Origin of the sequence: Paraconexibacter sp. (assembly GCF_041602235.1) — a bacterium.
Taxonomy (GTDB): domain Bacteria; phylum Actinomycetota; class Thermoleophilia; order Solirubrobacterales; family Solirubrobacteraceae; genus Paraconexibacter.
In genome coordinates this window covers 1-7,803 of the sequence record NZ_JBFIGP010000179.1, presented here as the reverse complement: position 1 = coordinate 7,803, position 7,803 = coordinate 1, and the positions used below count along the sequence as shown (strand labels likewise).

General features: G+C 72.0%; 6 protein-coding genes and 2 tRNA genes. 2 read left to right on the top strand and 6 right to left on the bottom strand.

Features of this window, described 5'->3' with window-relative positions:
- The 3 genes from ABYE80_RS13885 to ABYE80_RS13875 all read right to left on the bottom strand — a co-directional run.
- Positions 1 to 845: acetylxylan esterase (locus ABYE80_RS13885; protein WP_372790878.1), on the bottom strand; the 845-nt coding region annotated here is incomplete at its 3' end.
- 198 nt (positions 846 to 1,043) lie between these two features.
- Positions 1,044 to 1,117, bottom strand: a tRNA-Val gene (locus tag ABYE80_RS13880).
- Between the two features lie 27 nt (positions 1,118 to 1,144).
- Entirely contained in the window at positions 1,145 to 2,089 is a 945-nt protein-coding gene (locus ABYE80_RS13875) for a TerC/Alx family metal homeostasis membrane protein (RefSeq protein ID WP_372790877.1), read from the bottom strand.
- Positions 2,090 to 2,298: 209 nt separating this feature from the next.
- On the opposite strand from ABYE80_RS13875, the gene ABYE80_RS13870 reads away from it, so the two are divergent.
- On the top strand, positions 2,299 to 3,051 hold the full coding sequence (locus ABYE80_RS13870) for an SDR family oxidoreductase (RefSeq protein WP_372790876.1): 753 nt from the start codon (positions 2,299 to 2,301) through the stop codon (positions 3,049 to 3,051).
- Positions 3,052 to 3,055: 4 nt separating this feature from the next.
- Here the strand turns inward: ABYE80_RS13870 and ABYE80_RS13865 are convergent, their stop codons facing one another.
- Positions 3,056 to 5,164 carry a beta-propeller domain-containing protein gene (locus tag ABYE80_RS13865; RefSeq protein ID WP_372790875.1) on the bottom strand — a complete coding sequence of 703 codons (2,109 nt, stop codon included), beginning with the start codon at positions 5,162 to 5,164 and terminating at the stop codon, positions 3,056 to 3,058.
- A 64-nt stretch (positions 5,165 to 5,228) separates the two neighbouring features.
- On the opposite strand from ABYE80_RS13865, the gene ABYE80_RS13860 reads away from it, so the two are divergent.
- Positions 5,229 to 5,300: transfer RNA gene (locus tag ABYE80_RS13860), tRNA-Glu, on the top strand.
- A gap of 62 nt (positions 5,301 to 5,362) precedes the next feature.
- Here ABYE80_RS13860 and ABYE80_RS13855 read toward each other — a convergent pair.
- Together ABYE80_RS13855 and ABYE80_RS13850 are read right to left on the bottom strand one after the other, a co-directional pair.
- Positions 5,363 to 6,403 (bottom strand): zinc ribbon domain-containing protein, encoded by a 1,041-nt coding sequence (locus ABYE80_RS13855; RefSeq protein ID WP_372790874.1) that lies wholly within the window; start codon positions 6,401 to 6,403, stop codon positions 5,363 to 5,365.
- 548 nt (positions 6,404 to 6,951) lie between these two features.
- A partial coding sequence (locus ABYE80_RS13850; RefSeq protein WP_372790873.1) for a DEAD/DEAH box helicase occupies positions 6,952 to 7,803 on the bottom strand: 852 nt, incomplete at its 5' end.

The window sequence follows — 7,803 nt, the reverse complement described above, 5'->3', positions numbered from 1 at the left end:
GCGTACTGCGACCCGAGGATGCCGGTCGCGAAGAGCCCGGTGACGAACGTCGCCTTCATCACGCCGACGCGGTCCCCGTAGCTCGGGCCGTTGGCGTAGTCCAGCGTGCGGCCGGTCGGGACGAGCGAGTACGCGAGGTCCGTCCACGGGATCTCGGGTGCGGCCGCGGCGATCGACAGCGGCTTGCCGGCCGGGCTGACCCACTGCTCGTAGCCGCCGTTGGGCAGCATGATGCGGTCCTTCAGCGCGGCGAGGGCCATGGACATGCCGCCGCCGTACGAGCCCCCGGTGGCGCCGACGCGCCGCGGATCGATCAGCGGCGTCCCCGGCGTGAGCTCCACGTCGGCGATCCGGCCGATGATCGTCTGCGCGTCACGGACCTCGTATCGCGTGTCGAGGAGATGGTTGTAGCCGACCAGGAGGCAGTCCTGAGCGGTCGCCGGGTTGACGCGCGTCTGGCTCGTCTGGCCGCACGAGTCGCCCCAGCCGCGATCGCTCATCGAGAACACGGCCACGCCGGCCTTGGCCCAGTCGGTGATCTTGCGACCCGCCGCGGAGCCCGACGGAGAAGCCTTGCTGCCGCCCCATCCGTGGTACACGCCGAGCATCGGATACCCACCGTCGGGACCGGATGCGGGAGCGGGTGGCAGGACGACGTTGACGTCGATCGGCGCGCCGTCGAACGAGCGGACCAGCGTGCTGGTGTCCCCCACGCAGGTGCGAACGCCGTCCGCGGCCGTCGTGCACGGGATGCCGAGCACCGACGGCTCGGCCGCCTGGGCAGCGGTGGGCGCGAGAGCGGTACCGCACAGCACCGCCACCGTCGCGAGCAACGTGTTCTTCATGGACCCTGATCTCCTTGTCGCGCCACCGCAGGACGCGGGCGGCGATCCCCGTGAGTCTTCGTAAACGCCGTCGTTCAGAAGAACTTGCGGCAACTCGCGCCGAGAACGTCGCCCACCCGTGTCCGTGACCTCGCCGGGCGGGACCCGCCGGAGCGACCGGCCCGCGCCGCGACGGCGACCCCGGGGCTCCGCGATCGATGGGCGCTGAGGGACTCGAACCCCCGACCCCCTCGGTGTAAACGAGGTGCTCTAGCCAACTGAGCTAAGCGCCCATCGCCGGGGAAGGATGGCAGGCTCACCTACGACGCGGCGGGCTGCCCCACCAGACGGCGCTCCCGGATCACCGAGGCCAGCGCCCCGGTCGCGAGGATCGCGACGATCACCGGCAGGCTGATCTCCGGGCCGATCTTGCCGACCACCTCGCCGAGGACCATCTTCACGCCGATGAACGCCAGCAGGGCCGCGAGTGCCGTCTTGAGGTAGTAGAGGCGATCGACGAGGTCGGCGACGAGGAAGAACAGCGGCCGGAGCCCGAGCAGCGCGAACGCGTTCGCGGCGAACACGATGAACGTGTCGTCGGTGATCGCGAGGATCGCGGGCACGGAGTCGACCGCGAACAGGACGTCCACGACCATGATCGCGATCAGGGCCGCCCCCGAGGCGGTGAGGAGCGAGCGACCGGCCTCGCGCGTGGTCAGCGCACCGGGCGCGCCCGCGCGGGAGATCGGCAGGCGATGCCGCAACCGGTCCACGAGCTTGCCCTCCTCCTCGCTGCTGTGCCGGTGCGCGAACATCCGCCAGGCGGTCCACAGCAGCACGGCGGCGAACAGGAAGCTGACCCAGCCGAACGCGTCGAGCAGCGCCGCCCCGGCCACGATGAACACCGCGCGCAGGACGAGGGCGCCGAGGATCCCGTACGTGAGCAACCGGTGACGCTCCGCCTCGGGGACCCCGAACGCCGTGAACACCAACAGGAAGACGAAGACGTTGTCGAGCGAGAGGCTCTTCTCCACCAGGTAGCCGGCGAGGTACGCGCTCGCCGCCTCGCGGTCACCCGCCGCGAACAGGACGGCGAAGACCATCAGCGAGATCACGAACCAGGCGATACTCGCGACGACCGCCGTGCGGGTCGACATCGCGCCGCCGCGGCCCCGGAGGACCAGCAGGTCGATGGTCAGCAGGACGGCGATGGCCAGGGCGAGCAGCACCCAGCGGTCACCGAGGACGGACAGGACTTCAGGCATGCTGCGGCTCCTTCGCGGTTGTCGTGACGGGCAACGCGCGAAGGTTTCTCCGCCTCCTGGGAGGCCGCGGGCACCGGGTCCGAGGACCGTCGTGACGACACCCGCCGTCGGGATACTTCCCTTCGACCTCTCGAACGGTAGCAACTGCGTCGCCGTGCTCAGGAGCCGCGGCCGCGAAGTTGGCGCGGCGGCGGGTATCGTCGCCCACCATGGATCTCGGGATCACGGGGAAGGTCGCGCTCGTCACGGGCGCGTCCAGCGGACTGGGGAAGGCCACGGCGCAGGCGCTCGTCGCCGAGGGCGCGCTCGTCGCCATCAGCGGCCGGTCCCGCGAGCGGGTCGAGACGGCCGCCCAGGAGATCGGCGCCACCGGCTTCGTGTGGGACGCCGAGAACGTCGACGGCGGCCCGACGCTGCTGGACGACGTCGCCCGCGACCTGGGCGCCCCGGTCGAGATCCTCGTGTGCAACACCGGCGGGCCTCCCGGCGGCATGCCGCTGGAGTTCGACAACGCGCAGTGGGAGCAGGCCTACCGGTCGCTGGTCCTCTCACCGATGACGTTGATCCGGTCCGCGCTCCCGGTCATGCAGGAGCGGGGCTGGGGACGGGTGCTGAACATCGTCGGGACGACCGTGCGCGAACCGAACCCGGCCCTGATGCTCAGCAGCGCGCACCGCGCGTCGATGATCACCGCCTTCAAGACCCTCGCCCGCGCCGTCGCCGCGGACGGCGTGACCCTGAACAGCCTGCTGCCGGGCCGCATCGCCACCGGACGACTCGCCTCGCTCTACGGATCGCAGGAGGCGATCGACGCGATGGCCGCCGCCGAGATCCCCGCCGGGCGGGCCGGCACCCCGCAGGAGTTCGCCGCGGTCGCGGCGTTCCTGTGCTCGGCCCCCGCGGCGTACGTCACGGGCGAGACGATGACCGTCGACGGCGGGCTGACGCAGTCGATCTTCTGAGCTCTCAGCGCGCCGGCCGCGGCCCGCCGGGGTTGCTGCCCTGCTTCGGGTCGTCCGGGAACGGCAGGTACGCGCTGCGCTCGAAATCGTGCAGCGACGCCACCCCGAGCCCGCGCTCGGACACCGTGACCAGCCGCCCACCGAACACGAGCGTGCGCGTGATCTGCGGGACGTAGCCGTGCTGCTCGTCCGGCGGGTCCGACACGCGGCCGAGCGCGTCGATCCCGCTCGCCCGGTCGACCCGGTAGCCGTAGACGCCGCTGAACGGCTGCTGCCGCGTCGAGGGGTCCGCGACGGAGTCGTACTGGGTCACCGGCAGGACGGCGGTCTTCCTCGGCGCCCACCACAGGAACGCCTTGTGGTCGTACTCGACGCTCGAGGACGACGTCCCGCCGAGCTTCGCCTGGTGCACGAGACGGGGCACCCGCAGGTCGGAGACGTCGAACAGCGAGATCTGGGTGCCGGCGCGGCGGCCCTCCGGGGTGGCGTCCTGGCCGATGCCCAGGAGCAGGTCGTCGCCGACCGGATGCAGGTAGGCGGAGTAGCCCAGGATCTTGAGCTCGCCGAGCACGCGCGGCGCGCGCGGGTCGGACAGGTCGACCGTGTAGAGCGGGTCGACCTGGCGGAAGGTCACGACGTAGGCCACGTCGTCGACGAAGCGGACCGCGTAGATGCGCTCGCCCTTCCCGAGCCCGCCGACCCGGCCGACCGGCACGAGACGGGTGCCGTCCTGATCCAGGACGGTCAGCGTGCTGGAGGACTCGGTGCGTTCGTCGCCCGACGACACGGGCTCCTCGGTGGTGGCGACGCGCAGCACGCCCCGGTGCTCGGAGAGGCTGAACTGGTTGAGCAGGTAGCCGGGGACGCTGCCGCTGGCGCGATACGCGGTGCGGCCGCGCTCGCCGGCGGCGAAGCGGTGGATCTGCGTGGTGATCCGGGACACCGAGGGCGTCCCGGTCGTTGCGAGACGTTCGTCGTAGCGCTGCGAGGCGACGAAGAGGCCGCTCGTCGAGGCGTACACCGTGTCGCCCGCTCCGAGCACGGCGTCGGAGTCGAGCAGCTCGAGGCCCTTGTCGAGGTCGAACGTCAGGACCGTGGTCGTGTCGAGCCCGGAGAACGTCCGCGCCCGCCGGATCGCCGTGCAGGGCAGCGCTCCGCGGAGCTTCGTGCGCCCGGCCCGATCGCGGATCGCCATACGCGGCCGGAACGTGCTCAGGGGCGCGCGGCGCAGCGCGGCGCGTCTGCGCGCCTCGTACTGCTGCGGGCTCGGGTTCCCGGAGCCGTCGACGGAAACGGCCTGCGGCGGCGTGGTCAGCACCACGCGGGCGGTGTCGCCGCTGACCCGGGCCGAGACGTACCTGCCGTCGACCGTCATCGAGCGCGTGATCCTCATCGCGGCCGGGTCCTTCACGTCGACCTCGGCGATCACCACCGCGCCGCTGGAGGGGTAGGCCATCGAGGTGCTCGCCCTCGCGCCTGCCCGTGACGCCTGGTAGGTCTCGGCGGCCGACAGCCCGTACTGCGTCCCGATGACCAGCAGCCGGTCGCCCTGCAGGAGCATCTCCGCGCCGTAGCCGAAGGTCGAGGCGGTGTCGCCGGCCGTTGCGGACCCGCCGTCGCCGGTGAGCGCGAGGGAGCCGACCAGCCGGGGCTTCCCTCCGTCGCTGACCGCCAGGGCGTGCAGGCGACCCTGGGCGATCACGAAGATCCGCCGGCCGTCGGTCTTGACGGTGTCCGGCTCGTCGACGTCGGCCTCCTGGGTGTTCGTCCCCGAGAAGTCGACGCCCTGCGTCGCGGCGCCGGAGTCCTCCTGCGGCCCTGCGGACGCCGGCCGCTCGACCACGGTGACGCCCGGCTGCGACATGACCGGCCCGAACCCCTCGCCCGCCACGGGGACGATCTCGGGATGGGCGACCGCCTGTCGACGGGCGTAGCTGAGCAGCGCGTCGCAACGCGCGAAGGTGGCCAGCCGTGCGCTGGCCGGCCGCGGCTGCTGCTGCTTCGTCGCGGCGGTCGCGGCCGGGGCGGCGACCGCGACCACGGACGCCGCGGTCGCCGCGATCAGCAGGCCGGACGAGCGGCGCAGGGCTGCGGAGGAACACGAGCGGATCATGGGCACGGCAACACTACGCCTCGGTACCCGACGTATCACGCGGGTCCGTATCATCCGCGGCCCCGCCCCCATGGTGTAACGGTTAGCACGCGAGCCTTTCACGCTCGTAGTCGGAGTTCGAGTCTCCGAGGGGGTACTTACTTCCACCCTCCTACCTGCCGCCGCGGCCGGCGGCAGGTACCGCCCGCGCTCCAGCGCCTACCCGACGTAGGCGCTGAAGTTCACCTGGGTGCCGTCCCCGCGACTGCACGTGTAGCTCGTCAGCCCATCGGCCTGCCGGTCGACGATGCGGCAGGTGTAGCCGCCGCTGGACCCCTGGCCGCTGACCTGGAACGCCGCGGCGGACAGGGCGACGTCACAGCTCACACCCACGGCGAACACCTCGTAGATGCCCTCGAAGCCGCCGCACGAGACGGACGTCTGCTGCTGCTGGCGGGCCTGGGCCTCCGCCTTCGCCTTCGCCTCCGCCTCGGCCTTGGCCTTGGCCTCCGCTTCGGCCTTCGCCTTGGCCTCGGCCGCCCGCTTCGCGCGTGCCGCGGCGTCGCTCACCTCCGCACGCGTCCACACCGCTAGCCGGTCGACCCCGGCGATCCGACCGCCGGCCCCGTCGATCTGCGTGTCACGCCACGCATCGCGCGCAGCCGCCGCGGTCGGGCCGAGGTCGGCGGCCGCTGCCGTGGTCGGCTTGGTCAGCGCCGCTCCGGCCGCCGTGAGGAACGTGCGTTCCCGGGCGAGCGCGCGGGCGATCAGCGCCTCGAGCTCCGTGCCGTCCGCCGGGGTCGTGAGCAGGGCGAGATCGTCGACCGCGGTGCGGGCGACACGTTGCGCGGCGCGGACCGACGTCAGCGCATCGTCGGGGTCGTCCCCGCGGTCCAGCGACAGGAGGTCCTGCGTCAACGCCGCGTTCGCCTCGTTCATCGGCGCCAGGAGCGCTGCGACCTGCGTCGCGTAGGTGGCCGTCGGTTCCTGCTCCGCGGGCTTGTCGTCCCCGCCGAGCAGGAGGACGAGCGCGATGGCGCCGGCGGCCAGGACGACCGCTGCGCCGATGATGATCGCCGTCCACGGGGGCCCGCCGCCCTGGGGGCCGGGAGCGGGCGCGGCGGGCGCGGCCGCCGTGGGCTCCTCGGGCGCATGCAGGGCGTGCCCGCAGGCCTCGCAGAAATGGGCGTCGGCATCGTGCCGGGCACCGCACTCGGGGCAGAACAGGGCGGGAGGGGAACTCGACGTCCGGGGCGTCATGAAGGCATCCGTTGCACTCGCTTGTAGGACACCCAGAACGCTACGGTCGGCCCGCTGCTGCGTTGACCGGAAAAACCCCCCGTGTGGGTGCGGGGATGTGCGGCACCACGATGCGTAGCGCTCGGGGGCACCCACGGGACTTGCCGCGTGTCGTAGGCTTTCCGACGGGTCGCTAGCTCAATGGCAGAGCAGGAGACTTCAACAACATAGGAGCGCCAGTCGGGAAACCGCTGGTTTGTCGGCAGCTGTGTGCTGGGACCCCCTTAGAGCCTTGAGTACCCATCGCGGTGACAATCTCCAGGATTGGGCAATCAGCAGGCAATCCCCTTCGGGGGCGAGCCCTCAGAGGCCATACGCTGCCCACCCTAACGTCGAGTCGAGGGTGAAGAGATGGTCCAGACCGCAAACCGCGCCTCTGGTGCGGCGGCCGGTGAAAGCCGGTGCGGCAAGTTAATCTCTTGGTTCCGGGTTCGAGTCCCGGGCGACCCACGTAGCACGAGAGCCCCGGACGCCCGGGGCTCTCGTCGTCCCGGTCCTACCCTCAGCCGCTACCGGCGCCGGCCCGCGGGCTTGGTCAGCGCCTGCATGAGGAGATCGATGGACTTCTCGAGCTGCTCGATCGACGCGTCCGCGACCTTCTTGACCCCGGTCTCACGGTTGAGCCAGGCGTTGATCTCCTGGGGGCTGCCGCCGTCGCGCCGTCGCAGGTCGTTGACCAGTCCGTGGCGCTTCTCGCGCAGGATGCGACGGCGCTGGTAGGCGGGCACCGCCGGCGTGGACGGTGGCGGCTCGTACCCGGGGAGGTCGGCGGCGACCCCGGAGGTCATCGGCACCACGACCGACGTGGGCGCTGGCGTCGCCGGTGCCGGGCCGCCGAAGAGCGTCATCTGCGACGCCACGTCCGCCGCGAGCGGCACGAACTCGACCACCTCGGAGCGCTCGGACTCGGTGCGCTCGGGGACCTCGTCCCACTCGCCCTCGCCGTCCTCGTCGACTCGGCGCAGGAACGGCCGGACCTCGGTCTCGACCTCGGAGGCGTGGATGCGCAGGACCGGGTCGGCCGGCAGGTAGACCCAGCTCATCTCCGGCGGACGCCCCGCGATCGTCCGCACGAACCGGCCGACGATCTGCCGGAAGATCATCGCCGTCTTCGCCGCGCTGGCGTACACGCCGACCCGCAGCCTCGGGATGTCGACGCCCTCGCTGACCATGTTGACCGCCACGATCCACTCGTCCTTGGACGACGAGAAGCGGGCCAGCTTCTCGGCGGCGCGCGCCTCTGTGTGCAGCACGACCGTCGGCGGCTTGCCCGTCACCTCGCGCAGCAGCTTCGCCACCTGCTTGGCGTGCTCGCCGTCGGCGGCCACCACGAGCCCGCCCGCGTCCTTGTGCCCGGCCAT

Bases quoted from the DNA above. Each gene is read 5' to 3' on its own strand.
- ABYE80_RS13875 (WP_372790877.1), bottom strand. From the start codon at position 2,089: ATGCCTGAAGTCCTGTCCGTCCTCGGTGACCGCTGGGTGCTGCTCGCC.
- ABYE80_RS13855 (WP_372790874.1), bottom strand. From the start codon at position 6,403: ATGACGCCCCGGACGTCGAGTTCCCCTCCCGCCCTGTTCTGCCCCGAG.
- ABYE80_RS13865 (WP_372790875.1), bottom strand. From the start codon at position 5,164: ATGATCCGCTCGTGTTCCTCCGCAGCCCTGCGCCGCTCGTCCGGCCTG.
- ABYE80_RS13870 (WP_372790876.1), top strand. From the start codon at position 2,299: ATGGATCTCGGGATCACGGGGAAGGTCGCGCTCGTCACGGGCGCGTCC.